Source organism: Microbacterium jepli, assembly GCF_047237905.1.
Classification (GTDB): domain Bacteria; phylum Actinomycetota; class Actinomycetes; order Actinomycetales; family Microbacteriaceae; genus Microbacterium.
In genome coordinates this window covers 1663439-1686678 of the sequence record NZ_JBDFLW010000005.1, presented here as the reverse complement: position 1 = coordinate 1686678, position 23240 = coordinate 1663439, and the positions used below count along the sequence as shown (strand labels likewise).

At 70.9% G+C, this 23240-nt stretch carries 25 protein-coding genes and 1 tRNA gene; 10 read left to right on the top strand and 16 right to left on the bottom strand.

What is annotated here, in order from left to right:
• Positions 1-2 precede the first annotated feature (2 nt).
• The 8 genes from ABC304_RS12200 to ABC304_RS12165 form a co-directional block, all read right to left on the bottom strand.
• Complete coding sequence (locus ABC304_RS12200; protein ID WP_412930990.1) at positions 3-365, bottom strand: bacitracin resistance protein; 363 nt, start codon at positions 363-365, stop codon at positions 3-5.
• Entirely contained in the window at positions 362-949 is a 588-nt protein-coding gene (locus tag ABC304_RS12195; RefSeq protein WP_412930988.1) for a DNA polymerase III subunit gamma/tau, read from the bottom strand. The genes ABC304_RS12200 and ABC304_RS12195 overlap by 4 nt, the downstream gene beginning before the upstream one ends.
• A gap of 77 nt (positions 950-1026) precedes the next feature.
• Entirely contained in the window at positions 1027-2052 is a 1026-nt protein-coding gene (ilvC, locus tag ABC304_RS12190; RefSeq protein ID WP_127095706.1) for a ketol-acid reductoisomerase, read from the bottom strand.
• A 68-nt stretch (positions 2053-2120) separates the two neighbouring features.
• Positions 2121-2630, bottom strand: coding sequence for an acetolactate synthase small subunit (gene ilvN, locus ABC304_RS12185; RefSeq protein ID WP_412930985.1), 510 nt, complete (start codon positions 2628-2630; stop codon positions 2121-2123).
• Position 2631: 1 nt separating this feature from the next.
• Complete coding sequence (locus tag ABC304_RS12180; protein WP_412930983.1) at positions 2632-4437, bottom strand: acetolactate synthase large subunit; 1806 nt, start codon at positions 4435-4437, stop codon at positions 2632-2634.
• 41 nt (positions 4438-4478) lie between these two features.
• On the bottom strand, positions 4479-6191 hold the full coding sequence (ilvD, locus tag ABC304_RS12175; RefSeq protein WP_412930981.1) for a dihydroxy-acid dehydratase: 1713 nt from the start codon (positions 6189-6191) through the stop codon (positions 4479-4481).
• Positions 6192-6221: 30 nt separating this feature from the next.
• Positions 6222-7031 (bottom strand): trehalose-phosphatase, encoded by an 810-nt coding sequence (gene otsB, locus ABC304_RS12170; RefSeq protein WP_412930979.1) that lies wholly within the window; start codon positions 7029-7031, stop codon positions 6222-6224.
• Positions 7028-8461, bottom strand: a complete 1434-nt coding sequence (locus ABC304_RS12165; protein ID WP_412930977.1) for an alpha,alpha-trehalose-phosphate synthase (UDP-forming) — start codon at positions 8459-8461, stop codon at positions 7028-7030. The genes otsB and ABC304_RS12165 overlap by 4 nt, the downstream gene beginning before the upstream one ends.
• Before the next feature lie 135 nt (positions 8462-8596).
• Here ABC304_RS12165 and ABC304_RS12160 point away from each other — a divergent pair, with 135 nt between their 5' ends.
• Entirely contained in the window at positions 8597-8851 is a 255-nt protein-coding gene (locus ABC304_RS12160) for a hypothetical protein (RefSeq protein WP_412930975.1), read from the top strand.
• 64 nt (positions 8852-8915) lie between these two features.
• Here the strand turns inward: ABC304_RS12160 and ABC304_RS12155 are convergent, their stop codons facing one another.
• The 3 genes from ABC304_RS12155 to ABC304_RS12145 are packed head-to-tail and all read right to left on the bottom strand — an operon-like array spanning position 8916 to position 11564.
• Positions 8916-10103, bottom strand: coding sequence for an acetyl-CoA C-acetyltransferase (locus ABC304_RS12155; protein ID WP_412930973.1), 1188 nt, complete (start codon positions 10101-10103; stop codon positions 8916-8918).
• Entirely contained in the window at positions 10100-10792 is a 693-nt protein-coding gene (locus ABC304_RS12150; protein WP_412930971.1) for a 3-oxoacid CoA-transferase subunit B, read from the bottom strand. The genes ABC304_RS12155 and ABC304_RS12150 overlap by 4 nt, the downstream gene beginning before the upstream one ends.
• 1 nt (position 10793) lies before the next feature.
• Complete coding sequence (locus ABC304_RS12145; RefSeq protein ID WP_412930969.1) at positions 10794-11564, bottom strand: CoA transferase subunit A; 771 nt, start codon at positions 11562-11564, stop codon at positions 10794-10796.
• 102 nt (positions 11565-11666) lie between these two features.
• Here ABC304_RS12145 and ABC304_RS12140 point away from each other — a divergent pair, with 102 nt between their 5' ends.
• The gene (locus tag ABC304_RS12140; RefSeq protein ID WP_412930967.1) at positions 11667-12455 is read left to right on the top strand and encodes an IclR family transcriptional regulator; all 789 of its coding nucleotides are present in this window, start codon (positions 11667-11669) and stop codon (positions 12453-12455) included.
• Here ABC304_RS12140 and ABC304_RS12135 read toward each other — a convergent pair.
• Positions 12424-13398 carry an alpha/beta hydrolase gene (locus ABC304_RS12135; protein WP_412930966.1) on the bottom strand — a complete coding sequence of 325 codons (975 nt, stop codon included), beginning with the start codon at positions 13396-13398 and terminating at the stop codon, positions 12424-12426. The two genes, ABC304_RS12140 and ABC304_RS12135, sit on opposite strands and share 32 nt — an antisense overlap.
• 78 nt (positions 13399-13476) lie before the next feature.
• On the opposite strand from ABC304_RS12135, the gene ABC304_RS12130 reads away from it, so the two are divergent.
• The 3 genes from ABC304_RS12130 (at position 13477) to ABC304_RS12120 (ending at position 16472) form a co-directional block, all read left to right on the top strand.
• Complete coding sequence (locus ABC304_RS12130) at positions 13477-13911, top strand: MarR family winged helix-turn-helix transcriptional regulator (protein ID WP_412930964.1); 435 nt, start codon at positions 13477-13479, stop codon at positions 13909-13911.
• On the top strand, positions 13908-15134 hold the full coding sequence (locus ABC304_RS12125; protein ID WP_412930962.1) for an MFS transporter: 1227 nt from the start codon (positions 13908-13910) through the stop codon (positions 15132-15134). The genes ABC304_RS12130 and ABC304_RS12125 overlap by 4 nt, the downstream gene beginning before the upstream one ends.
• A gap of 309 nt (positions 15135-15443) precedes the next feature.
• Positions 15444-16472 carry a PIG-L deacetylase family protein gene (locus ABC304_RS12120; RefSeq protein ID WP_412930961.1) on the top strand — a complete coding sequence of 343 codons (1029 nt, stop codon included), beginning with the start codon at positions 15444-15446 and terminating at the stop codon, positions 16470-16472.
• Between the two features lie 65 nt (positions 16473-16537).
• On the opposite strand, the gene ABC304_RS12115 is transcribed toward ABC304_RS12120, so the two are convergent.
• Positions 16538-16613: transfer RNA gene (locus ABC304_RS12115), tRNA-Lys, on the bottom strand.
• 92 nt (positions 16614-16705) lie between these two features.
• Between ABC304_RS12115 and ABC304_RS12110 the strand changes: the two genes are divergently transcribed.
• The 5 genes from ABC304_RS12110 to ABC304_RS12090 all read left to right on the top strand — a co-directional run bounded on the left by ABC304_RS12110 (position 16706) and on the right by ABC304_RS12090 (position 20923).
• The gene (locus tag ABC304_RS12110; protein WP_412930960.1) at positions 16706-17533 is read left to right on the top strand and encodes an inositol monophosphatase family protein; all 828 of its coding nucleotides are present in this window, start codon (positions 16706-16708) and stop codon (positions 17531-17533) included.
• Between the two features lie 78 nt (positions 17534-17611).
• Positions 17612-18190: a hypothetical protein gene (locus ABC304_RS12105; protein WP_412930958.1), complete on the top strand. Its 579-nt coding sequence runs from the start codon at positions 17612-17614 to the stop codon at positions 18188-18190.
• Positions 18191-18224: 34 nt separating this feature from the next.
• Positions 18225-19553 (top strand): MFS transporter, encoded by a 1329-nt coding sequence (locus ABC304_RS12100; RefSeq protein WP_412930956.1) that lies wholly within the window; start codon positions 18225-18227, stop codon positions 19551-19553.
• A 174-nt stretch (positions 19554-19727) separates the two neighbouring features.
• The gene (locus ABC304_RS12095) at positions 19728-20138 is read left to right on the top strand and encodes a hypothetical protein (protein WP_412930954.1); all 411 of its coding nucleotides are present in this window, start codon (positions 19728-19730) and stop codon (positions 20136-20138) included.
• The gene (locus tag ABC304_RS12090; RefSeq protein ID WP_412930952.1) at positions 20135-20923 is read left to right on the top strand and encodes a CPBP family intramembrane glutamic endopeptidase; all 789 of its coding nucleotides are present in this window, start codon (positions 20135-20137) and stop codon (positions 20921-20923) included. The genes ABC304_RS12095 and ABC304_RS12090 overlap by 4 nt, the downstream gene beginning before the upstream one ends.
• A gap of 36 nt (positions 20924-20959) precedes the next feature.
• On the opposite strand, the gene ABC304_RS12085 is transcribed toward ABC304_RS12090, so the two are convergent.
• The 3 genes from ABC304_RS12085 to ABC304_RS12075 are packed head-to-tail and all read right to left on the bottom strand — an operon-like array spanning position 20960 to position 23158.
• Complete coding sequence (locus tag ABC304_RS12085) at positions 20960-21523, bottom strand: 2'-5' RNA ligase family protein (RefSeq protein WP_412930950.1); 564 nt, start codon at positions 21521-21523, stop codon at positions 20960-20962.
• A gap of 4 nt (positions 21524-21527) precedes the next feature.
• Positions 21528-22763, bottom strand: a complete 1236-nt coding sequence (locus ABC304_RS12080; RefSeq protein WP_412930949.1) for a hypothetical protein — start codon at positions 22761-22763, stop codon at positions 21528-21530.
• 56 nt (positions 22764-22819) lie between these two features.
• Positions 22820-23158, bottom strand: coding sequence for a phage baseplate assembly protein V (locus ABC304_RS12075; protein WP_412930947.1), 339 nt, complete (start codon positions 23156-23158; stop codon positions 22820-22822).
• Positions 23159-23240: the final 82 nt, after the last annotated feature.

Sequence of the window (23240 nt, the reverse complement as noted above, 5' to 3'; positions counted from 1 at the left end):
CCTCAGCCGCCGAGGAGCGAGCCGCCGTACGCGTACGCGTAGGCGAGGATGTTCGTCCAGAACACCGCGACGATCGCGAGTCCGGTGAGCATGATCGCGCAGAACGGAAGCACCCCGCGCCGGCGGGCCAGCGCGAAGGCGATGCCGAAGGCGACCATCGGGAAGACGACCGCGATCAGCAGCACGATCCAGCCGAGCCCGTTGATGCCCAAGGCTCCGGAGGCTTGATAGATCAGCAGGGTGACGGCGTTCCACACGACGAAGGCGTAGAAGAGCCCGAAGAAGCCGGCGATGGCGGTGACCGCCCAGGTGGGCAGCGCCGACCGGCGTGCCGGAACGGGCGTGTTCGACGTGACGGCGCTCATGATCCCGCGGCTCCCACCATGACGAACGGCCAGGGCACGAGCAGGATGACCCCGAGCGCGAGCAGCGCCCAGCGCACCCAGGCGCGGCTGGACCTCGTGAGCCAGTAGACGGTGCCGAACCAGATCACCGGGGCCAGCACCGCGAGCCAGAGGGCGACGAGGTTGCCGCCGGTCCACAGCGGCGGGGCGACCCCCGACGGGTCGACCAGGAAGCCGGCCACGCCCTGCAGGCGCGAGCCGCCGATGAGCCAGCCGATCGCGAAGAGCAGGTAGACGCCGCCGATGACGCCGAGCGCGAGCAGCGCAGGGCTGCTCATCGAGGCCGGGGACGCGGCATCCTCCGTCGTCGCGACGGCCGCATCGGCGGCCCCGGGGGCGGGGGTGGTCTCGGTCGGCACCGGCGCGCCGTCCTTCGTGCCGCGGCCGACGGCCGTGTACCCGCTGGGCAGCGGCTCCGCGCGCGGCGCCGCATCGATGTGCGACGCCTCGTCGCGGGCGGAGACGCCCGTGTCGAGCGTGGGATCGTCATCGCCCCAGCTGAGCGCGTCGTCGTCGCGGTCGCGCGGCGTGCGGTCCGGTGCCATGGCTTCAGAGTAGCGGTGCACGACGGAGGGCCGGGCCCTGACGGACCCGGCCCTCCGGTGCGGACGGATGCCGCGGCTCAGCGTGCGGCGGAACCCTCGGTGTAGTCGGAGTCCTGCTGCTTCCAGGCGAAGAGCCCGCGCAGCTCGCGGCCGGTCGCCTCGATCGGGTGACCCTGCTCCTTCTCGCGGAGCTCGAGGAACTCGGGCGCTCCGGCATCCTGGTCCTTGATGAAGCGCTCGGCGAACGCGCCGGACTGGATGTCGGCCAGCACGCCCTTCATGCTCTCCTTGACGTCGGACGAGATGACGCGGGGGCCGGAGACGTAGTCGCCGTACTCGGCGGTGTCGGAGATCGACCAGCGCTGCTTGGCGATGCCGCCCTCCCACATGAGGTCGACGATGAGCTTCAGCTCGTGGAGCACCTCGAAGTAGGCGATCTCGGGCTGGTAGCCGGCCTCGGTCAGGGTCTCGAAGCCCGCCTGCACGAGGTGGCTCATGCCGCCGCACAGCACGGCCTGCTCGCCGAAGAGGTCGGTCTCGGTCTCCTCGGTGAAGGTGGTCTTGATGACGCCGGCGCGGGTGCCGCCGATGGCCTTCGCGTACGAGAGGGCCGTGGCCCAGGCGCTGCCCGAGGCGTCGCGCTCGACGGCGATGATGTCGGGGATGCCGCGACCGGCGACGAACTCGCGGCGCACGGTGTGGCCCGGGGCCTTCGGTGCGACGAGGATCACGTCGACGCCGTCGGGCGCGTCGATGTATCCGAAGCGGATGTTGAAGCCGTGGGCGAAGGCGAGCGTCTTGCCCGCGGTCAGCTTGTCCTTGATCGAGTCGCTGAAGATCGAGCGCTGGTGCTGGTCGGGCGCCAGGATCATGATGAGGTCGGCCCACTCGGTCGCGTCGGCGACGGACTTGACCTCGAAGCCGTCCTCCTGCGCCTTCGCGGCGGACTTCGAGCCGTCCTTCAGCGCGATGACGACCTGGACGCCGGAGTCGCGGAGGTTCTGCGCGTGGGCGTGGCCCTGCGAGCCGTAGCCGACGATCGCGACCTTCTTGCCCTGGATGATGCTGAGGTCGGCATCGTCGTCGTACAACATTTCGGCCATGTGGGTATCTCCTTGTTGATTACTCGGGTCGTTGGGCGAGCGAAGCGAGACGAGACGCTCGGGGGTGTTCAGCCGCGCAGGACGCGCTCGGTGATGCTCTTGCCGCCGCGGCCGACGGCCACGAGGCCCGACTGCGCGAGCTCCTTGATGCCGAAGGGCTCCACCGCCTTGAGGAAGGCGTCGACCTTGCCGCGATCTCCGGTGACCTCGACCACGACGGCGTCGGGGGCGTAGTCGACGATCGAGGCGCGGAAGAGGTTGACGACCTCGACCACGTTCGAGCGGGTGGCGTTGTCGGCGCGCACCTTGACCAGGATGTGGTCGCGCTGCACCGACTGGGCAGGGTCGAGCTCGACGATCTTGATGACGTTCACGAGCTTGTTCAGCTGCTTGGTCACCTGCTCGAGCGGGAGCTCCTCGACGTCGACGGCGACCGTGATGCGCGACAGTCCCGGCACCTCGGTCACGCCGACCGCGAGCGACTCGATGTTGAAGCCGCGGCGGGCGAACAGCCCCGCGACGCGCGTGAGCAGACCGGGCTTGTCCTCCACGAGGAGACTCAACACGTGGCTGGGCATCTCAGGCCTCCTCGTCGAATGCGGGCGAGTGCTCGCGGGCGTACTGCACGTAGCTGTTGCTGACGCCCTGGGGGACCATCGGCCACACCATCGCGTCGGCGCTCACCACGAAGTCGATGACCACGGGGCGGTCGTTCGTCTCGAGGGCGAGCTTGATCGCGGCATCCACCTCGTCCTCGCGCTCCACGCGGATCGCCAGGCAGTTGTACGCCTCGGCGAGCTTCACGAAGTCGGGGATGCGGATCGAGCCCGCGCCGGTGTTGAGGTTGGTGTGCGAGTAACGGCCGTCGTAGAACAGCGTCTGCCACTGGCGCACCATGCCCAGCGAGGAGTTGTTGATGATCGCGACCTTGATCGGGATGTTGTTGATCGCGCAGGTGGCGAGCTCCTGATTGGTCATCTGGAAGCAGCCGTCGCCGTCGATCGCCCAGACGTGGCGCTCGGGCTGGGCGACCTTGGCTCCCATGGCCGCGGGCACCGCGTAGCCCATGGTGCCGGCGCCGCCGGAGTTCAGCCACGCGTTCGGGCGCTCGTACTTGATGAACTGCGCCGCCCACATCTGGTGCTGTCCCACGCCGGCGGCGAAGACGCCCTCCGGACCGGTGATCTCGCCGATGCGGGAGATCACGTGCTGCGGGGACAGGAGGCCGTCGGTGGTGGGCGCGTAGCCCAGCGGGAACTCCTCGCGGAGGCCGTCGAGGTAGGACCACCACTCCCCCGTGTCGGGCGCCGCGCCGTCGGCGGCTGCGCGGTACGCGGCCTCCAGGTCGACGAGGACGTCCTTCAGGTCGCCCACGATCGGCACGTCGGCCGTGCGGATCTTGGAGATCTCGGCCGGATCGATGTCGACGTGCACGACCTTGGCGTTCGGCGCGAAGAGCGCGGCCTTGCCGGTCACGCGGTCGTCGAAGCGGGCACCGAGCGAGACGAGGAGGTCGGCCTCCTGCAGCGCGAGCACCGCCGGCACCGTGCCGTGCATGCCGGGCATGCCCAGCTGCTGCGGGTGCGAGTCGGGGAACGCGCCGCGGGCCATGAGTGTCGTGACGACGGGCGCACCGGTGGCCTCAGCGAGCTTCAGCAGCTCGGCGGACGCCTTCGAGCGGATCACGCCGCCGCCGACGTAGAGCACCGGCTTCTTGGCGGAGGCCAGCAGCTGCGCGGCGGCCTGGATCTGCTTGCCGTGCGCCTTGGTGACCGGACGGTAGCCGGGGAGGTCGACCTTAGGCGGCCAGACGAAGGGCACCTCGGCCTGCTGGGCGTCCTTGGTGATGTCCACCAGGACCGGCCCCGGACGACCGGTGCCGGCGATCTCGAAGGCGGCGGCCAGCGCGCCGGGGATCTCCGCCGCGTCCTTCACCAGGAAGGAGTGCTTGGTGATCGGCATGGTGATGCCGACGATGTCGGCCTCCTGGAACGCGTCCGTGCCCATCAGCGTCGAGAAGACCTGGCCGGTGATGAACACGACCGGCACCGAGTCCATGTAGGCGTCGGCGATGGCGGTCACGAGGTTGGTCGCTCCGGGGCCGGAGGTGGCGATGGCCACCCCGACGCGATTCGACGACGAGGCGTACCCCTCCGCGGCGTGGCCGGCGCCCTGCTCGTGGCGCACCAGGATGTGCCTGAGGTCGGTGCTGTCCATGAGCGGGTCGTAGACGGGCAGGATGGCGCCGCCGGGCAGGCCGAAGACGTCGGTGACGCCGAGCAGCTCGAGCGAGCGGACGACGGCCTGGGCGCCCGTCATCATCGGGGCGGCGGAGGAGGTGCGGGCAGGCGGCCGTGGCACGGCCGTGGCGGTATCGACGGGCATTGGGGATCGACCTCGATGGAGAGTGAGCGGATGTCGGGGGCCTAGCCCGTGACGGCGCCTTCCGCGGCGGAGTGCACGAGCTTGGAGTACTTGGCCAGGACGCCTCGGGTGTAGCGCGGAGGAAGCGGCTCCCAGCCGGAGCGGCGGGAGCTCAGCTCGGCCTCGTCGACGAGTAGGTCGAGAGTGCGAGCCGCGATATCGACCCGTATCAGATCACCATCGCCCACGAAGGCGATCGGACCTGCGTCCACGGCTTCGGGTGCTATGTGGCCGATGCACAGGCCGGTTGTGCCGCCTGAGAATCTGCCGTCCGTCAAGAGTAATACATCTTTTCCGAGGCCAGCGCCCTTGATGGCGGCCGTGATCGCGAGCATCTCGCGCATGCCGGGACCGCCCTTCGGGCCCTCGTAGCGGATGACGACGACGTCGCCGGCGGCGATCTCGCCCGCCTCCAGCGCGTCCATCGCGGCACGCTCGCGTTCGAAGACGCGCGCGGGGCCCTCGAAGACGTTCCCGTCGAAGCCGGCGGACTTGACGACCGCGCCCTGCGGCGCCATGGTGCCGTGCAGGATTGTGATGCCGCCCGTCGCGTGGATCGGGTCGTCGAACGAGTGGATGACCGTGCCGTCCACCGGGTCGGGGTTCAGGTCGGCGAGGTTCTCCGCGAGCGTCTTGCCGGTCACGGTGAGCGCGTCGCCGTGCAGCAGGCCCTCGTCGAGCATGGCCTTCATGATGACGGGGATGCCGCCGTGGCGATCGACGTCATTCATGACGTACTGGCCGAACGGCTTCATGTCGGCCACGTGCGGCGTCCTGTCGCCGATGCGGTTGAAGTCGTGCAGGTCGAGCTCGACCTCGGCCTCGTTGGCGATCGCCAGCAGGTGCAGCACGACGTTGGTCGAGCCGCCGAGTGCCATCGCGAGGGCGATCGCGTTCTCGAACGCCTCCTTGGTGAGGATGTCGCGGGTCGTGATCCCCTGACGGAGCAGGTTGACGACGGCCTCGCCCGAGCGGTGGGCGAAGTAGTCGCGACGACGGTCCGCCGAGGGCGGTGCGGCGGAGCCGGGGAGGCTGAGACCGAGCGCCTCCGCGACCGAGGCCATCGTGTTCGCCGTGTACATGCCGCCGCAGGCACCCTCGCCGGGCGCGATCGCGCACTCGATGCGCTTGAGGTCGGCTTCGCTCATCTTGCCGGCGAGGCACGCGCCGACCGCCTCGAACGAGTCGATGATCGTGACGTCCTTCTCGGTGCCGTCGGACAGCTTCACCCAGCCCGGGGCGATCGAGCCGGCGTACAGGAAGACGCTCGAGAGGTCGAGGCGCGCCGAGGCCATCAGCATGCCGGGGATCGACTTGTCGCAGCCGGCGAGCAGCACGGAGCCGTCGAGGCGCTCGGCCATCATCACGGTCTCGACGGAGTCGGCGATGACCTCACGGCTGACGAGGGAGAAGTGCATGCCCTCGTGGCCCATGGAGATGCCGTCGGAGACCGAGATCGTGCCGAACTGGAGCGGGTAGCCGCCGCCGGCGTGCACGCCCTCCTTGGCGCCCTGCGCGAGGCGGTCGAGGCTCAAGTTGCAGGGGGTGATCTCGTTCCAGCTGGACGCGATGCCGATCTGCGGCTTATCCCAGTCGGCGTCGCCCATTCCGACGGCGCGGAGCATACCGCGCGAGGTCGTGGCCTCGATGCCGTCGGTGACGACGCGGCTGCGGGGCTTGATGTCGATGGGTGCGGAGGCATCGTGCTCGGGCATGGTGCGAGTCTATTCCCGCGCGGGGACCGCCTATGCCGTCGCGGCGGCCCGCAGCCGCGCGAGGACGGCCAGCGCGGACGACAGCGTCGCCGCGTCCGGAACGCGCACCGCCGCGGCGGTGTCGCCCTCCCCCACGCGTATGCCGAGATCGTCGCCGCGGAGGGATGCGAGTGCGTCCTCGTCGGTCGTGTCGTCGCCGGCGAACAGCACCGCCGTGGCCGACAGGCGCTCCCGCAGCACGCGGAGCGCAGCGTCCTTCCCCTCCTGTCGGAAGGAGTACTCCACGATGCTGTGACCCGTTCGGCGGCGCCACTCCGGCGCCCGTTCGGCGACGATCGCGTCAGCCGTCTCCAGTGCCAGCGCGGCGTCGCCGTCGGAGGCACCGCGGGTGTGCACGCCGAAGCCGTAGGTCTTGGGCTCCACCCAGACCCCGTCGAGGTCGGCGAGCTCGCGCTCGGCCCTGGCCCGCAGCTCGTCGCGGAGGTCGACGGCGTCCGGGTCGTCCTCGGCGACGGCGATCCGCTCGCCGGCGATGAAGAATTCGGCTCCGTGCGAGCCGGCCATGTCGATCGGGCTGTCGTCGCCGTGCTCCGAGATGACGGCGAGATCCTCGATCGTGCGTCCGGACACGAGCGCGACGACCGTGCGCGGCAGGGCGGCCAGCGCGTCGACGGCGGCACGTGCCTGGGGGAGCATGCGCGCCTTCATCGGCTCCTTCTGCAGCAGCGACAGCGTGCCGTCGAAGTCGAGGGCGACGAGCAGCACGTCGGTGCCGGCGATCCGCTCGAGGGCGGCGAGGGCGTCGGGCTCCAGGCCCGCGTCGCAGTCGTGCGCGGTCATGATGCGACCTCCGACCGGGCTGCCGTGTTGCGGTTGCGCGCGGTGTCGAGGGCGGCGAGGAAGTCGCGCGACCACTTCTCCACGTCGTTGTCGCGCACCTTCTTGCGGAGCGCGCGCATGCGGCGCCCCTGCTCCGACGGAGACATCTCGACCGCCTGCATGATCGTGTCCTTGAGGGTGCCGATGTCGTGCGGGTTGATGCGCAGCGCACTGCTGAGCTCGTCGGCCGCACCGGCGAACTCGCTCAGGATGAGCACGCCGCGATTGTCGACACGCGACGCGACGTACTCCTTCGCGACCAGGTTCATGCCGTCGCGGAGCGCCGTGACGAGCATCACGTCGGCGGCGAGGAACAGCGCCACCATCTCCTCGCGCGGGTAGCCCTGGTGCAGGTAGCGGATGGCGCTGTGGCCCATCGTGTCGTAGTCGCCGTTGATGCGGCTGACCGTCAGCTCGATCTCGTCGCGCAGCTGCACGTAGGCCGCCACGCGCTCGCGGCTGGGGCTGGCGACCTGCACGAGGGTGACGTCCTCCACGTCGAGCCGGCCGTCCTGGAGCAGCTCGCCGAAGGCCTTGAGGCGATGACGGATGCCCTTCGTGTAATCGAGCCGGTCGACGCCGAGCAGGATGTGCTTCGGGTTGCCGAGGCTCTCGCGGATCTCGGCCGCGCGGGCGCGCACGTCGTCACGACGGGCGAGCTCCTCGTAGGAGGCGGTGTCGATGGAGATCGGGAACGCCCGCGCCACCGCGGTGCGCGTCGTGCCGTCGGGCTGCGGCACGGTGATCCCCGACGCCTTCGTCTCGTAGCGGAGCTGCCGGCGCACGGCCCGAGCGAAATTGCCGGCGTCGGCGACGCGCTGGAAGCCGATGACGTCGGCGCCGAGGAGCCCCTCCAGCACCTGCCGGCGCCACGGGAGCTGCGAGTACAGCCCGTATGCCGGGAACGGGATGTGGTGGAAGTACCCGATCGTGAGGTCGGGTCGCGCCTGCCGGAGCAGCTGCGGCACGAGCTGCAGCTGATAGTCCTGCACCCAGACGGTGCCGCCTTCTGCGGTGGCGGATGCCGCGGCATCCGCGAATCGCTCGTTCACCTGCACGTACGACTCCCACCATTGCCGGCGGTAGCGCGGGGCGGCGATGACGTCGTGGTAGAGCGGCCAGATGGTGTCGTTCGAGAAGCCCTCGTAATAGAGCTCGACCTCTTCGTCGGAGAGCTCGACCGGCACGAGCTGCGTGCCGTCGAACTCGAACGGCTCCGCCTTCAGTCCGGCGCGCCCCGGCCAGCCGACCCAGGCGCCGTCGGCACGGCGCATGACCGGCTCCAGGGCCGTGACGAGGCCTCCGGGCGAACGACGCCAGCCGCCGTCGACGGTCTCGTCGTGGTCCACCGGAAGGCGGTTGGCGACGACGACAAGATCAGCCTGCGGCACAAGTGCTCCCCTGTTGCGGATGTCGTTCCAGGCTAACAGCGGGCCTCGGACGGGCCAGGGGGTTGCGGGCGCGGGCGAACGCGGTCGCCGTGTCAAGTCCCGTTCGCGTCCCGGCGCGGGCACTACCGTGGGGGGATGCGCAAGTACCTCTTCGGAACCGGTCTCATCAGCGCCGTCACCGGCGGCATCACCCTGCTGCGCGGACTGCGGGACGACGAGCCGTTCACCTGGCGCACGGCGCTCGGCTGGGCCAGCTGGGCCATCACCCTCGCCCTGGCCATCGGCGCCGTCGTCGACACGCGCCGCGCGTCCCGCGGCAAGCTCGTCGCCGGCGACAGCCCGCGCGCGGGCGAGCAGGCGAAGCTGCTGAAGAAGCGACTGTCCCGCTGAGTCACCGCGTGAGCGTGAGGATCAGCGCGCGACCGTCAGCGCGCTGAGGATCAGTGTGTAGCCCTCACCGCGTGAGGATCAGCGCCTCGCCCTGACCGCCGCCGCCGCAGAGGCCGACGGCCGCCGTGCCGCCGCCGCGACGCACGAGTTCGTGCACCGCGTGCACCACGAGGCGGTTGCCGGAGGCGCCGATCGGGTGACCGATCGCGATGCCGCCGCCGTGGATGTTCACCACGGCATCGGACACGCCGAGCTCGGACTGCGAGCGGGCGACCACGGCGCCGAACGCCTCGTTGATCTCGACGAGGTCGAGATCGTCGGCGGTGATGCCCTGGCGCTCCATGGCCTGCGCGATCGCCCGCGCCGGCTGCGCGTGTAGCGAGTTGTCGGGCCCGGCGACCTGGCCGTTGGCGCCGACCGTGGCCAGCACGTCCCACCCGCGGGACTCGGCGACGCCACGGGTGGTCAGCACGACCGCGGACGCGCCGTCGGAGATCTGCGAGGAGTTGCCCGCCGTGATCATGCCGCCCTCGGCGAAGGCGGGCCGCAGTCTGGCGAGCGTCTCGACCGTCGTGTCGGGTCGGATGCCCTCGTCGGAGGTGACGGTGATCGGCTCGCCGCGCTTCTGCGGCACCTCGACCGGGACGATCTCCGCGTCGAAGACGCCGGCCTGCTGCGCGGCGGCCGCACGCTGGTGCGAACGCGCGGCGACGGCATCCTGCTGCTCGCGGGTCACCTCGTAGGTCGGATTCAGCCGTTCGGTCGACGCGCCCATGCTCTCGCGGTCGTAGGCGTCGGTGAGGCCGTCGTACGCCATGTGGTCGAGCACCTCGATGCTCCCGTAGGCGTACCCGTCACGCGATCCCATCAGCAGGTGGGGAGCACGGGTCATCGACTCCATCCCGGCGGCCACGACGACCTCGGCGTCGCCGACGCGGATCATCCGGGCGGCGTCGATGATGGCCGTGAGTCCGGAGAGGCAGACCTTGTTCACGCCGGACGCCGGCACGTCCCAGCCGATGCCCGCCGCGATCGCGGCCTGGCGCGCGGGGTTCTGGCCGGAGCCCCCCGGCAGCACCTGGCCGACGATCACGGCATCGACGTTCTCGGCGTCGATGCCGGCGCGCTCGAGCGCGCCGCGGATGGCGAGGCCGCCGAGCTGCGGGGCGGTGAACGAGGCGAGCTGCCCCTTGAGCCGGCCCTGCGGGGTGCGGGCCGCGGCGACGATGACGATGTCCTGGGCGTAGGTCATGAGAGTTCTCCGTTCGACGTGGAGGCGGCGGTGGCGGCGGCGGCGGTGCTCAGACCGTCGGCCAGGAGGAGCGGCGGCTCGGTGGCGGCGATGACCTCGTCGACGGTCACGCCGGGCGCGGTCTCGACCAGCACGAGGCCGTCGGGGGTGACATCGATCACGGCGAGGTCGGTGATGATCCGATCGACCACGCCGCGGCCGGTGAGGGGCAGCGAGCACGTGTCGACGATCTTCGCGGAGCCGTCGCGGGCGACGTGCTCCATGAGCACGATCACCGTGCCGGCGCCGTGGACCAGGTCCATCGCCCCACCCGGACCCTTGACCATCTTCCCCGGGATCATCCAGTTCGCGAGGTCGCCCGAAGCCGACACCTGCATCGCACCGAGGATGGCCGCGTCGATCTTGCCCGCGCGGATCATGCCGAAACTCGTCGCCGAGTCGAAGAACACTGCGCCGGGGAGCGTCGTCACCGTCTCCTTCCCCGCGTTGATCAGATCGGGGTCGACAGCATCCTCGGTCGGATAGGGGCCGACCCCGAGGATGCCGTTCTCCGACTGCAGCACGAGCGTGACGCCGTCGGGCACGTGGTTGGGCACCAGGGTCGGCAGGCCGATGCCGAGGTTGACGTAGGAGCCGTCGGCGAGCTCCGCGGCGGCACGGGCCGCCATCTGTGTGCGGGTGAGTGCCATGTCAGCTGACCTCCGTGACGGTGCGACGTTCGATGCGTTTCTCGATGCCGGTGCCGACCTCCACCACGCGGTGGACGAAGACGCAGGGCAGGTGGACAGCGTCGGGGTCGAGCTCACCCGGTTCGACGAGCTCCTCCACCTGGGCGATGCAGATGCGGCCGGCCATGGCCGCGAGCGGGTTGAAGTTGCGCGCCGCCTTGTTGAACACGAGGTTGCCGAACCGGTCGCCGCGCAGGGCGTGGACGAGCGCGAAGTCGGTGACGATCGCCTCCTCGAGCACGTACTCGCGCTCGGTCCCGTCGACGTCGAACGTGCGCACGTCCTTCGCGGGTGAGGCGACGGCGATCCCGCCCGAGCCGTCGTAGCGGCGGGGCAGACCGCCCTCGGCGACCTGCGTGCCCACGCCCGTCTGGGTGAAGAACGCGGCGACGCCCGATCCGCCGGCGCGCAGCTTCTCGGCCAGCGTGCCCTGCGGTGTCAACTCGAGTTCGAGCTCGCCGGAGAGGAACTGACGTTCGAACTCCTTGTTCTCGCCGACGTAGGAGGAGGTCATCTTGCGGATGCGCCGGGCGTTCAGCAGGATGCCGAGCCCCCAGTCGTCGACGCCGCAGTTGTTGCTGACGATGCTCAGGTCGGTGGTCCCCTGCGCGAGCAGTGCCTCGATCAGCGCGATCGGGTTGCCGGACAGTCCGAACCCGCCGACGGCGAGCGACGCGCCGTCCGGGATGTCGGCGACGGCCTCAGCCGCCGAGCCGTAGGTCTTGTCGATCACGCGCACTCCTTCGTCGTCGGGCTACCCCATCCTCGCCGCGGGGCGGCGCCGAGTCATCCCCGGCGTTGCCATGTGGAACCCCGCACGCCTAGTGTCCATATCGTGGACACCACGAGAACCTCCGTCCCCGGCGCGCAGGCGGTCGCCCGTGCCGCACGCGTGCTCCGACTGGTGACCTCGGGCGGAGAGAAGGGGGTCGCCGTCACCGACGTCGCCCGCGAGGCGGGGCTCACGAGGCCGACCGCCCACCGGCTGCTCGCCGCCCTCGCCCACGAGGGGCTCGTCGACCACGACGAGCGGACGGGGCGGTGGATGCCGGGGCCCGAGCTCTTCCTGATGGGCACGGTCGCAGCATCCCGATACGACATCACCGATGTGGCGCGCGACGTCGTGCGCTCCCTCGCGGTGCGCACCGAGGAGAGCGCCTTCCTGTCCGTGCGCCGCGGCGACGAGACTGTCTGTCTGCTGCGCGAGGAGGGGAGCTTCCCCATCCGCTCCTTCGTGCTGAGCGAGGGCGTGCGCTTCCCCCTCGGAGTCGCATCGGCGGGGCTCGCCATCCTCGCGTTCCTGCCGCCCCACGATGTGGACGCGTACCTCGACCGCCATCCCGAGCTGGGCGAGCAATGGGGCGCGGCGCACGATCCCCGGCGGCTGCGACCACGGCTCCGCGAGACGCGCGAGCGCGGCTACGCCGTGAACCCCGGACTCATCGTCGAGGGCAGCTTCGGGCTCGGGGCAGCGGTGTTCGACCGCAGCGGGCATCCGCAGTGGGCGCTGAGCCTCACGGGGGTCGAATTCCGCTTCGGACCCGACCGCATCGCCGAGCTCGGACGCACGCTCCTCGCGCACGCCCACCAGCTCACGACCCGGGTGGCCGCCACCCACCGCTGACGTCGTCGGCTGCGCTGTCCTCCGCCGAGATCTCTGCCCGCACGGTCTCTGCCACGGCGTCCGCGCCACGGTCGGACAGGACGATCGTGTAGTGGTTGACGTCAGCGACGGGCACGTGCCGCAGGCCGGGCACCGCGGCGACCTTCTGCGGCAGACGGTCCGCGGCGTAGAGCGCGGGCACCTGGTCGAGCAGTCCGCGCTCCGCGCTGAGGAGGATGACCGGATGCCGCGGCCGCGACTGCGCGGCGGCGATGTCCGCGCCGGCGTTCTGGTCGAGCGAGTCCTCCTCGAGCGTCGCGTACGACGTCGACGGCCGCAGCTCCGGCGCCTCTCCGACCAGGTCGTAGGCGAGGTAGGCCTCGAGAGCCGGCGACCAGTCCCGCGCGAATGCGGGATGCGCGCGCCAGAAGTCCAGATAGTCCTGCTCGGAGGCGAACCGCCGAGACAGCCTCTCCGCAGTGGGACCGAGCACCAGCCGGATGACCTCGTCGATCGCCATGTCCTCCGGAAGGTCCAGGGGCAGCCCGCCGTCCACGAGGACGAGCCGTGACACGCGGTCGGGATGCCGCTCACCCATCACCAGGGCGACGAACGCGCCCATCGAGTGACCCGCGACGACACCTTTCTCGACGCCCAGCGCGTCGAGGACGGCGACGAGGTCGTCGGCGTGGGCCGCCATGCCCGCCGGACCGGCGACGTCGGCGCTGCGTCCTCGACCGCGGAGGTCGGGGGCGATGACCCGCACCTGCGGAAGCCGCTCGGCGACGAGCTGCCACGACAGGTGCGAGGCGGTGACGCCGTGCACGAGCAACACGGCGGGCGCAGCGTCCGCCGGCGCCGGCTCGTTGTCATCTGCGGGGATCGGCTCCCACACCCCCACGCGCAGGTCGCCGCCGGAGACGGCGATGTCGACGGTGCGGTATCGGTCGGGATGCGCGCTCATAGAGTCCGTACGCTACCCGCGCGGTCGTCGCCGCGGCAGTGCGATCCTCTTTACATACCTGAGGTATATACTTCGAGTATGAGTCGTTCAGAGGACATCGAGAGGATCGTCGTCGCCGCGCAGGTGCTGACACGCATCGCCGCCGTCGAGACACGGAACGAGGCGCCCGCCGCGCAATGGCGGACGCTGAACATCCTGCGTGCAGAGGGGCCGCTGCGCCTGGGCACGCTCGCGTCCCTCAGCCGCATCACGCAGCCGGGCATGACACGGCTGGTGGCGCAGCTGGCCGACGCCGGGCTCGTCACGCGGGCGAGCGACCCCGACGACTCCCGCGCCACGGTCGTCGAGGTCACCGCGGACGGTCTCCGGGCGCTCGACGCCTGGCTCGTGCAGCTGCGCGACGCGCTCGAGCCGATGTTCGACGACCTCGACGACGACGACTGGGCGGCCCTCTCGCGCGTCGCCGCGATCCTGTCCGAGCGCACCTCGACCCGGACGGAGGTCGCCCGATGAGCGCCGCCGCCGCCCCCAGCGTGTGGCGCCAGCCCGCACAGGTCTGGGCCGTCGCCTTCGCGTCCGTCGTCGCCTTCATGGGCATCGGCCTTGTCGATCCCATCCTTCCCGCCATCGCCGAGTCGCTCCAGGCCTCCCCCGTGCAGACGGAGCTGCTCTTCACGAGCTATCTGCTCGTCACCGGACTCGCGATGCTCATCACCAGCTGGGTCTCCAGCCGCATCGGCGCCAAGCGCACGCTGCTCATCGGCCTCGCCCTGATCGTCGTGTTCGCGCTCCTCTCGGCGACCGCGGGCAGCGTCGACGCGATCATCGGCTTCCGCGCCGGCTGGGGCCTCGGCAACGCCCTGTTCATCTCCACGGCGCTCGCGACGATCGTCGGCGCCGCCTCCGGCGGCAGCAGTGCCGCGATCGTTCTCTACGAGGCCGCGCTCGGGCTCGGCATCGCCATCGGCCCGCTCCTGGGCGGCCTGCTCGGCGAGCTGAGCTGGCGCGGACCGTTCTTCGGCGTCGTCGCGCTCATGGCCATCGCCTTCGTCGCGGTGCTCGTGCTCCTGCGTGGTCCCAGCGAACCGCGACAGCCCGTCTCGCTCGCCGCGCCCTTCCGCGCCCTGCGTCAGCCGGCTCTCGCGGTGCTGGCCGTCACGGCCCTGTTCTACAACATCGGCTTCTTCGTGCTGCTGGCCTTCTCGCCGTTCCCGCTCGGCTTCGGTGCGATGGGCATCGGCCTGACGTTCTTCGGCTGGGGCGTGGGTCTGGCGATCACGAGCGTCTGGGTCGCACCGTGGATGATGCGGCGGATGCGGCGCACCACCGTCATCCTCATCGTGCTCCCGCTGCTGGCCGTCGACCTCCTCGCCGCGGCGCTGCTCTCGAGCGACCCCGCGGGCCTCGTCACCTGCATCGTCGTCGGCGGCCTGCTGCTCGGCGTGATGAACACCGTGCTGACGGAGTCGGTCATGGAGGCCACCGACCTCCCGCGCTCCGTCGCGTCGTCGGCCTACTCCGCCGTGCGCTTCCTCGGCGGCGCCGCCGCCCCGCCGATCGCGGCCGCGCTGTGGCACGCCTTCGACGCCCGCGTGCCGTACGTCTTCGCCGCAGCATCCGTCCTGGTCGCCGCCGCCACCGTCCTGATCGGGCGCCGCGCGCTCTCCCGCGTCGACGAGCGCGAGGCCGATCAGGCCGACGAGGCGGTCTCGGTGCTCGTGGGCGACGCCGCCTGATCTCGTCCGGCCCAGGAGGTACAGGGCCTCCGTGCTCGTGGGCGACGCGGCCTGATCTCGTCCGGCCCGGGAGATACAGGGTCTCCGTGCTCGTGGGCGACGCGGCCTGATCTCGTCCGGCCCTGAAAGCACGGGGTCTCGGTACTCGTACGCCACGCCGCCTGATCAGAGGCGCCCGCGACGCCGGCTGATCTCCGCCGTTCCACGACGCCGTCGGGTTCTCCCGGCGGCGTCGCGGCGTGCGGATAGCCCGGTATGGCAGGATCATGCCCGTGCGAGCCGCCGGGGGGCGATTCGGGAGAGAGAACCGTGCGAAGAAGTGCGAATCGCCGGCGCCCGCGAGCGGGTGCGCTCCTCGGCGTCGCGGCCCTCCTGCTGGCGACGTTCGCGGCGGTGCCCGCGACGGCATCGGAGCGGGGAGCGGATGCCGCGGCATCCGCCTCCAGCACGTCCGGCGCTCCCCTGCCCACCGCGCGCATGCGCGACGCCGATCCGCTCGGCGGCTCCTGCTTCGGCGCCCCGACGACGATGTCGATCTGGGCGCACTACGACGACGACCTTCTGTTCGCCGGCTCGCGTCTGGACGACGCGATCCAGGCCGGCGGATGCGTGCGCACCGTCTTCCTCACCGGCGGCGATGCCGGCAAGGGTCCCGGCTACGCGGCCGGCCGTGAGCAGGGCATCATGCGCGCCTACAACGTCATGCGCGGGGTGAAGTCCGAGTGGACGAGCACGGACGTGACGCTCGACACCGGCGCGAAGGTCGTCGCCTGGCGGCCCACCGACGACGATCGCGTCACGCTCGTGTTCTTCCGACTCCCCGACGGCAATCTCGGCGGACAGGGCTTTCCGACAACCGGCGATGTCAGCCTGCTGAAGCTCGCGAACGGCGTCATTTCGTCGATGAAGAGCCTTTCGGGGAGCTACGCGCTCACCTGGCCGCAGATCGTCGACTCGCTCGACGGTCTCATTCACCGCTTCACCCCCGCGACGATCCTCACGTCGGTACCGGGCGACTCGAAGAAGTGGTCGGCCGGAGACCACGCCGACCACCAGATGGTCGGAAACGCGACCCGCGAGGCGTGGGAGAAGGCCGGCTTCCCCGTCGATCTCGTGTCGTACGCGATCGGCTACCAGAGCGAGAACTTCGCACCGAACGTCGGGGGCGACGCCCTGGTCCGCAAGATCGACGCCTTCAGCGCCTACGCCCACGGCGACTCGGTCGTCGACAAGTGCGAGAACTACCAGAGCTGCCTCGCCGTGCCGCGTTTCGGCGCCTGGCTGCAGCGCCAGTACGCGCGGACGGATGCCGGACTCTTCACCGACGACGGTCCCTGAACCGGGCTTCGCACGGGGAAAGAAGAACCGCCTCCCGGGGACGAAATCCCGACGAGAGGCGGTCGTGGTGCACCCCCTCGGACTTGAACCGAGAACCCACTGATTAAGAGTCAGTTGCTCTGCCGATTGAGCTAGAGGTGCGTGATTCGCATGAGGCGAACCGAGGGTCAACGTTAGCATCACGATCGCCGGTCCCGCCAATCGAGCCGACGGTCGCCGGTATCCTGGAGCGTGTGACCCCTCCTCCCCCGGCCTCGGCGGCCGTGCCCGATTCCGCGGCGTCGCACGCTGAGGATCTGGCCGTGGCCCTCCGCCTGGCGGATGCCGCGGACGCCGTCTCGATGGCCCGCTTCGACGCTGCCGACCTCGACGTGCAGATCAAGGCCGACGCGACGCACGTGACGGAAGCCGACCTCGCCACGGAGCGCGCGATCCGCGACATCCTCGCGGCGGAGCGACCCGACGACGGCGTCTTCGGCGAGGAGTTCGGATCGTCCGGCTCGACGACCCGCCAGTGGATCATCGATCCCATCGACGGCACGGCGAACTACCTGAAGGGCATCCCGATGTGGGCGACCCTCATCGCCCTCGCCGTCGACGGTGTGCCGCAGGTCGGCGTCGTGAGCCAGCCGGCGCTCGGCAGGCGCTGGTGGGCGGCGACCGGACAGGGTGCGTGGACGGCCACTCCGTCGGGCAAGCCCCGCCGGCTCTCGGTCTCGTCGGTGGACGCCGTCGACGCGGCGAGCGTCAGCTTCCAGAGCATCGGTCAGTGGCGCGACGTCGGAAGACTGGATGCGCTCGAGCGCCTCACCGCGGCCGTCTGGCGCGATCGCGGCTACGGCGACGCGTGGCCGTACATGCTGCTGGCCGAGGGTCGCCTCGAGCTCGTCGCAGAGTTCGGCGTCAAGGAGTACGACATCGCCGCGCACGTGCCGATCATCTCGGAGGCGGGCGGACGCGTGACGGCCTTCGACGGCACGGCCACTCTCTCGGACCGCTCGGTCGTGGCCACGAACGGCCACCTGCACGAGCAGTTCCTCACCCTGCTCCACGACGCCTGACACCTGCCTACCTCTCCCTCCCCTCTTCCCCGCTTCCCACCCTCACGACCGCACACGATCGCACCCGGAGACGACCCGATGACCCGTAGCCTGCCCCGACTGGGCGCCATCGCGCTGATCGTCGCCGCCGCGTCACTGACCGCCGCGTGCGCGGGCGGACCGTCGGCTGCCCCGACCGCCGAGGCCACCACACCCGCCCCGGTCGCGACCTCGCCGTCGCCCACGGCGGCATCGGACGAGACCGCCGTCCCGGCTGCTCAGCCCACCTGCGACCGCATCATCCCGGAGTCCACCGTCGAGCAGTTCGAGAGCGTCGGCTGGACGGCGAAGTCGGAGCCGATGCGCATCGGCGAGCTCGTGATCGACGCGGGCGTGCAGTGCACCTGGGGCGACTTCACGACCGCGACCGACCGCGTGCAGATCTTCGGCTGGGCCCCCATCGAGACCGCGGATGCCACCGAGGCCCAGCAGACTCTCCTCGCCGAGGGCTGGAAGCGCGAGGAGGGCGCGGGCGGCGTGTACCTCACCGAGCCCGAGTCCACGACGATCGCGACCGACGCCGAGGGCTACGGCCTGACCTACCAGTTCGGCGCCGGCTGGGTGAAGTACGCCGACACGAAGCAGAGCCTGCTCCTCATCGAGTGGCCCAAGGTCTGACCGCGGGCCGCGGCATCCGATCGACGACGCGCACGTGACCACCCCGGCTCTCCTCCGCTCGCCCGGCTGGCGCACCTGGCTGGTGTGGGGCGTCGGCGTCGCGGCGTACGTCGTCGCCATCATCAACCGATCGTCGCTGTCGTCGGTGGGCGTGGACGCCGCCGTGCGCTTCGACGCCGACGCCTCGACGCTGTCGATGTTCGCCGTGATCCAGCTGGCCGTGTACGGCGGCATGCAGGTGCCGATCGGCCTGCTGCTGGACCGCTGGGGCGCGCGGCCCATCATCGCGATCGGCATGATCCTGATGGCGGCCGGACAGGCGGTCATGGCGTCCGCGGATGCCGTCGGCATCGGCATCCTCGCCCGCGTGCTCATCGGCGCGGGCGACGCCGCGGTCTTCCCCAGCGTCCTGCGCGTCGTCGCCACCTGGTTCCCGTCTCAGCGGAGTCCCGTGCTCGTGCAGCTGACCGGCATCGTCGGCCAGTTCGGCCAGATCATCGCGGTCATCCCCCTCGCGGCGCTCCTGCACACGACGTCGTGGAGCATCACGTTCGGCAGCCTCGCCGGGCTCGGTGTGCTCTTCGCGGTGCTCACCTTCGCCATCATCCGCAACCGACCGCCGGAGCGACGCGACGACGCCGTCGACACGACGGTGGACACGTCCACCGGCGCGATCCGGGTCGTGCGCTCCTCGGCCGATCTGCGGGAGGGGTTCCGCGCGTCCTGGCGGCATCCGGCCACGCGGCTCGCCTTCTGGTCGCACTTCACGACCCCGTTCGCCGGGACGGCCTTCGTGCTCCTGTGGGGCTTCCCGTTCCTCACCCGGGGCGAGGGGCTCCCGCCCGCCGTCGCCTCGGTGATGCTGACGGCCTTCGTCGTGTTCAGCATCCTGTGCGGCCCCGTGATCGGCGCGCTCTCCAGCCGCCACCCCACGCGCCGGTCGCGGTGGCTGGTGCTGCCGATCATCGGCTTCCAGGCCCTGACGTGGCTGGTCGTCATCCTCTGGCCCGGGCCGGCCCCCATCGGCGTGCTGCTCGTGCTCATGTTCGCCCTCGGCGCCGGCGGCCCCGGCTCGATGATCGCGTTCGACCACGCGCGCACCTTCACGCCCAGCCACCGCCTGAGCACCGCGACCGGCATCGTCAACGGCGGCGGATTCCTCGCCGCGCTGATCGCGATCCTGTTCATCGGCATCGCGATGGACGTGCAGGGTGCCGGTACGCCCGACGCCTACTCCCTCAACGCCTTCCGCATCGCCTTCCTCACCCAGGTGCCGCTGTGGCTCGTGGGCGCCACGGCGATCGTCGTCGAGCGCCGCCGGACCATCCGGCACATTGGCGGAACGCAGAACTACCCGCGCTGAGCAGCCGGCATCCCTCCCGGACACCATCCCGCGACGTCGATCGGCCGCCGCGCGACACGGTCGGTTCTCGCGCCCGTGCGGAGGATGGCCGCGTTGCTACGGTGACGCCGTCCACCTGTGCCGGCGCGTGGACGAGCATGATTTCGCTGCTGCCGCTCATCGTCTGGAGAATCCGTGACCACCACCGCCACCCGTTCAGCACCGAGCACCGTCACGACAGCCTTCTGGGTGTGGATCGTCGTCGGTCTCGCCCTTCTCGCGGTCGCGCTGATCAGCGCATTCCGTCCGGTCGACGTCTCAGCCCTCCCGGCATCGGAGCAGCAGTTCGCCTCGTTCGTGCCTGCGAGCACCGCCTTCGGCGGCATCGTCGGCGGAATCCTGCACGTCCTGTTCGCCGTCTTCATGCTCCGCGGTCACAACTGGGCACGCGTCGTGCTGACCGTCCTGGGCGGGCTGACGCTCATCGGCCTGGGCATCAACGCCTTCGGCGGCGACTGGGTGTCCGCGGTGACGCTGCTGCTCACGATCGCGGGCATCGTACTGATGTACCTGCCCGCATCGAACCCGTGGTTCCGACGCCGGTGACAGCGACCGTTCAGAAGAGTCCGGCGGTCACGCCGGTCTACCGGATTCCGCCGGTGCGGTGGGGTCTGCCAACAGCTGCCGGCTTCGTCGTCGGCTTCATGGCGGTCATCCTCCTGCTGGTGGCGGGGGTGCCGCTGCTCGCGCTTCCCGCTGATGTCTCCGACATCGTCGTATGGATCGTCGGCTACGGCCTCCTGCTCGCCGGCCTGATGGTCCTGACCCGCACGCGCGGAACCGGGACGTGGGCGAACGACTTCGGCCTCCGGTTCCGCTGGTTCGACATCTTCACCGGGCTCGGCTCCGGCATCGGCTGTCAGATCGTGGGCGGGATGGTGGCCGTGATGCTGGTCCTTCTCGTCGGGGGCACCTCGCGAGGTAACACTGCCGCTGAAGCCGAGAACGGCGTCTTCCTCGTCTTGAACGGTTTCGTGGCGGTCGTCCTCGTCGCCCCGTTCGCCGAGGAGCTGCTCTTCCGCGGTCTCGTGCTGCGCAGCATCCGTCATTCGATGCTGCGGCGGTCGGCAGACCCTTCGCGCTCGCTGCGCGTCTGGGCGGCCATCACTGCCGTCGGTGTCAGCGCCATCCTGTTCGCGGCGATGCATCTGCGCGAGGGGTGGGGCAGCCCGGCGACGATGGCGGCTCTGGGAGCTCAGACCCTGGTGCTGGGCATCGTCAACGGCGTCTTCGCCGTGACCACCGGCCGTCTGTGGCCCGGCATCCTCACCCACATGACCTTCAATCTGTACGCAGCGGTGCTGGCTGCGCTCGCCGCCCACAGTGGCTGAACAGGGTCGTCTTCTCGCCTCTCGCCGTCGCGGCGATCAGCGGAGCGTCGTGACCGTCGCCGTCACCGAATCCCACCGGCGCAGCGCGACGCCCTGACCTCGGCCGGCGGGGCCGAGCACCGCCAGCGCCTCCTGCAGGCGATCGAGCCGGAGCCGGCGCGCGAGCGTGACGTGCGGCGTCCAGTCCCCGGGAGCGGTGAACGGCGCATCCTCGCCGGGTGGGGCGGCGTCATGGACGGCCAGGTGAAGACGACGAAGGGAATCGTCCATCACGACGGGTCGCACCAGCACGCCGCGGTCGCCGTGCGCGAAGACCGTCGGTTCGCCGAGCTCGATGTCGATCGGCAACAGGGCGACGGCCGCGGCGAACTCGACCGGCTCCAGCGTCGTGCGCACGAGCAGAGTGACGTGCGGACTGTTCGACGGCGACGGATGCCGCCCGAGGCTCGGCATCCCCGCCTCGATCAGGCGGGCCCAATCCGCCCGGACCGCCGCGTCGGTGGCGGCGTCGAAGGTCAGCTCGATGCTGACGACGGCCGTGCGCGTGGGTGTCGGCTTCTCCGACGGCGGGTGTCCGTCGGGCGGGAGGTCTACCGGCATGCGATCACCGGCATCCGCTCGCCGCATCGATCATCGCCTGCGACGGATAGCCGTACGCCTGCACCCCGTTGCCCTCGGCCGTCTGCCCCATGCTGATCGCCCACGCCGTCGCCCATTCCTCGTTCGCGGGGCCGGACTGCGAGTCGAACAGCTGGTAGCACTTCGCGGTGATGGAGTGCCCCACCTCATGGGTGACGAGAGCCCGTGCGTCATCTCCCGGCCACCAGTCGGCGACGGAGTACGAGAGCGTGACGGTCGAGAATCCGCCGCGCGAGGAGTCCCACGTCGCCGTCCCGCCAATCGAGTTCGGACCCCCGGCGCCGGCCGCCGTCGAGGCCCAGTCGAAGTCGAGCAGCACTCCCCCGCTGATGGACCGCGCGTAGGCCTCGATCTCCAGCCGCGTGTCCAGCTGCGGCCCCGCCTTCTCCGCCAGCTCCGCCGCCTGGGAGGCGCGCAGCGCCGCGGCACGCTCCGCGTACGCGGTCAGGGCGGCCGCCGCATCCGCGGACGGCGACGCCTGCGCCGCAACGGCCTGCGCCGCGTCGCGGAAGTCGAGCACCGCGCCCGTCGTCGCCGAGACGTTCGCCTGCTCGACCGTCGCGGCGACCGCGGGTGCCGAGGCGAACAGGGCGGCCGCGGCATCCGTCACCGCCGTGTCCGCGACGTCGAGCGCGGCCTCGGCCGTGTCGGCGGAGTCCTCGAAGGACGCGGCCTCCTGCTCATCCTGCTTGAGGACCGTGGTGTCCGCCGTCAGTTCCCACGTCCAGATCGGCTTCTCCGCGAGAGCAGGCGCCTCCCATGAGTCGATGGTCGCCTGTGCCTGCTTCACGGCCGCCTCGCCGGCGGTGGCCTGCTCGCCGAGCGCCGCGAGCGTGGCCGGGTCGATGAGATCCGCCGGAGCCACGGCCACGACGTCCTCCGCACCCTCGACCACCTCGGCGCGGTTGCGCGCGGATGCCGCGAGTCCGTCGCGGGCGGCGGCGGCCTCCTGGATCGAGCTCTCCGTCGCGTCCCTCGCCTCGTCGTACGCGGCGTGGGCGGACAGGTGGACGAACACGCCCACTCCGACGGCGATCGCCAGCAGGAGGATGCAGCCGACGGTGATCAGGATGCCGCGGGTGCGTCTCATCGCCCGCGTCGGCTCCGGCGGCGCGGGCACCTCCCCGGCCTCGCTCACAGATGGATCGATCACGCCCGCCTGCGCGGGCCCTGCGGCCGCGTCGTCGATGGGTGTGGACACTCGTGCACTCTAACCGGGTCCGCCGGTGCTGCCGGCGGTCGTGCGAGCCGCTGCCCTCACCGGTAGGGGTTGGCCGTGTCCGAGCCCTGCGCCCCGTCGAGCGAGCCGGCCGCGTGGCCCTGGTCCCAGGCGTCGCCCATGCGCTCGACCTGCAGGGTGCGCGCGGCTGAGCGCGCAAGCGGTTCGACGAGACCGAGTACGACGGGGAACGCACGGTCGTCGCGCTCGAAGCCGACCCAGACCGCCGCACCGGCGGGCACCTCGGCGTCCCCGTAGGGCGTGAGAGGGAAGACACGTGCGGCCCACGCCGTCACGCCCTCGTCGGGGATCTCGACTCTGACCCGTCCTCGACCCTCCGGGTCTGCTTCGCCCTGTGCCACTGCGCGCGTGATCATGCTGCAACCGTACGACGAGGGATACCACGCACGGGGAGCTGCCGTCGACCCCGTTCGCGCCCGCGCGAACGGCGCGCGATGG

Excerpts from the sequence above, each read along its gene's own strand:
- ABC304_RS12200 (WP_412930990.1), bottom strand. The coding sequence starts at position 365 with ATGAGCGCCGTCACGTCGAACACGCCCGTTCCGGCACGCCGGTCGGCG.
- ABC304_RS12180 (WP_412930983.1), bottom strand. The coding sequence starts at position 4,437 with ATGCCCGTCGATACCGCCACGGCCGTGCCACGGCCGCCTGCCCGCACC.
- ilvN (WP_412930985.1), bottom strand. The coding sequence starts at position 2,630 with ATGCCCAGCCACGTGTTGAGTCTCCTCGTGGAGGACAAGCCCGGTCTG.
- ABC304_RS12075 (WP_412930947.1), bottom strand. The coding sequence starts at position 23,158 with ATGATCACGCGCGCAGTGGCACAGGGCGAAGCAGACCCGGAGGGTCGA.
- ABC304_RS12125 (WP_412930962.1), top strand. The coding sequence starts at position 13,908 with ATGAGCGCCGCCGCCGCCCCCAGCGTGTGGCGCCAGCCCGCACAGGTC.
- ABC304_RS12195 (WP_412930988.1), bottom strand. The coding sequence starts at position 949 with ATGGCACCGGACCGCACGCCGCGCGACCGCGACGACGACGCGCTCAGC.
- ABC304_RS12155 (WP_412930973.1), bottom strand. The coding sequence starts at position 10,103 with ATGACCTACGCCCAGGACATCGTCATCGTCGCCGCGGCCCGCACCCCG.
- ABC304_RS12135 (WP_412930966.1), bottom strand. The coding sequence starts at position 13,398 with ATGAGCGCGCATCCCGACCGATACCGCACCGTCGACATCGCCGTCTCC.
- ABC304_RS12130 (WP_412930964.1), top strand. The coding sequence starts at position 13,477 with ATGAGTCGTTCAGAGGACATCGAGAGGATCGTCGTCGCCGCGCAGGTG.
- ilvC (WP_127095706.1), bottom strand. The coding sequence starts at position 2,052 with ATGGCCGAAATGTTGTACGACGACGATGCCGACCTCAGCATCATCCAG.
- ABC304_RS12150 (WP_412930971.1), bottom strand. The coding sequence starts at position 10,792 with ATGGCACTCACCCGCACACAGATGGCGGCCCGTGCCGCCGCGGAGCTC.
- ABC304_RS12085 (WP_412930950.1), bottom strand. The coding sequence starts at position 21,523 with ATGCCGGTAGACCTCCCGCCCGACGGACACCCGCCGTCGGAGAAGCCG.
- ilvD (WP_412930981.1), bottom strand. The coding sequence starts at position 6,191 with ATGCCCGAGCACGATGCCTCCGCACCCATCGACATCAAGCCCCGCAGC.
- otsB (WP_412930979.1), bottom strand. The coding sequence starts at position 7,031 with ATGACCGCGCACGACTGCGACGCGGGCCTGGAGCCCGACGCCCTCGCC.
- ABC304_RS12105 (WP_412930958.1), top strand. The coding sequence starts at position 17,612 with ATGACCCGTAGCCTGCCCCGACTGGGCGCCATCGCGCTGATCGTCGCC.
- ABC304_RS12160 (WP_412930975.1), top strand. The coding sequence starts at position 8,597 with ATGCGCAAGTACCTCTTCGGAACCGGTCTCATCAGCGCCGTCACCGGC.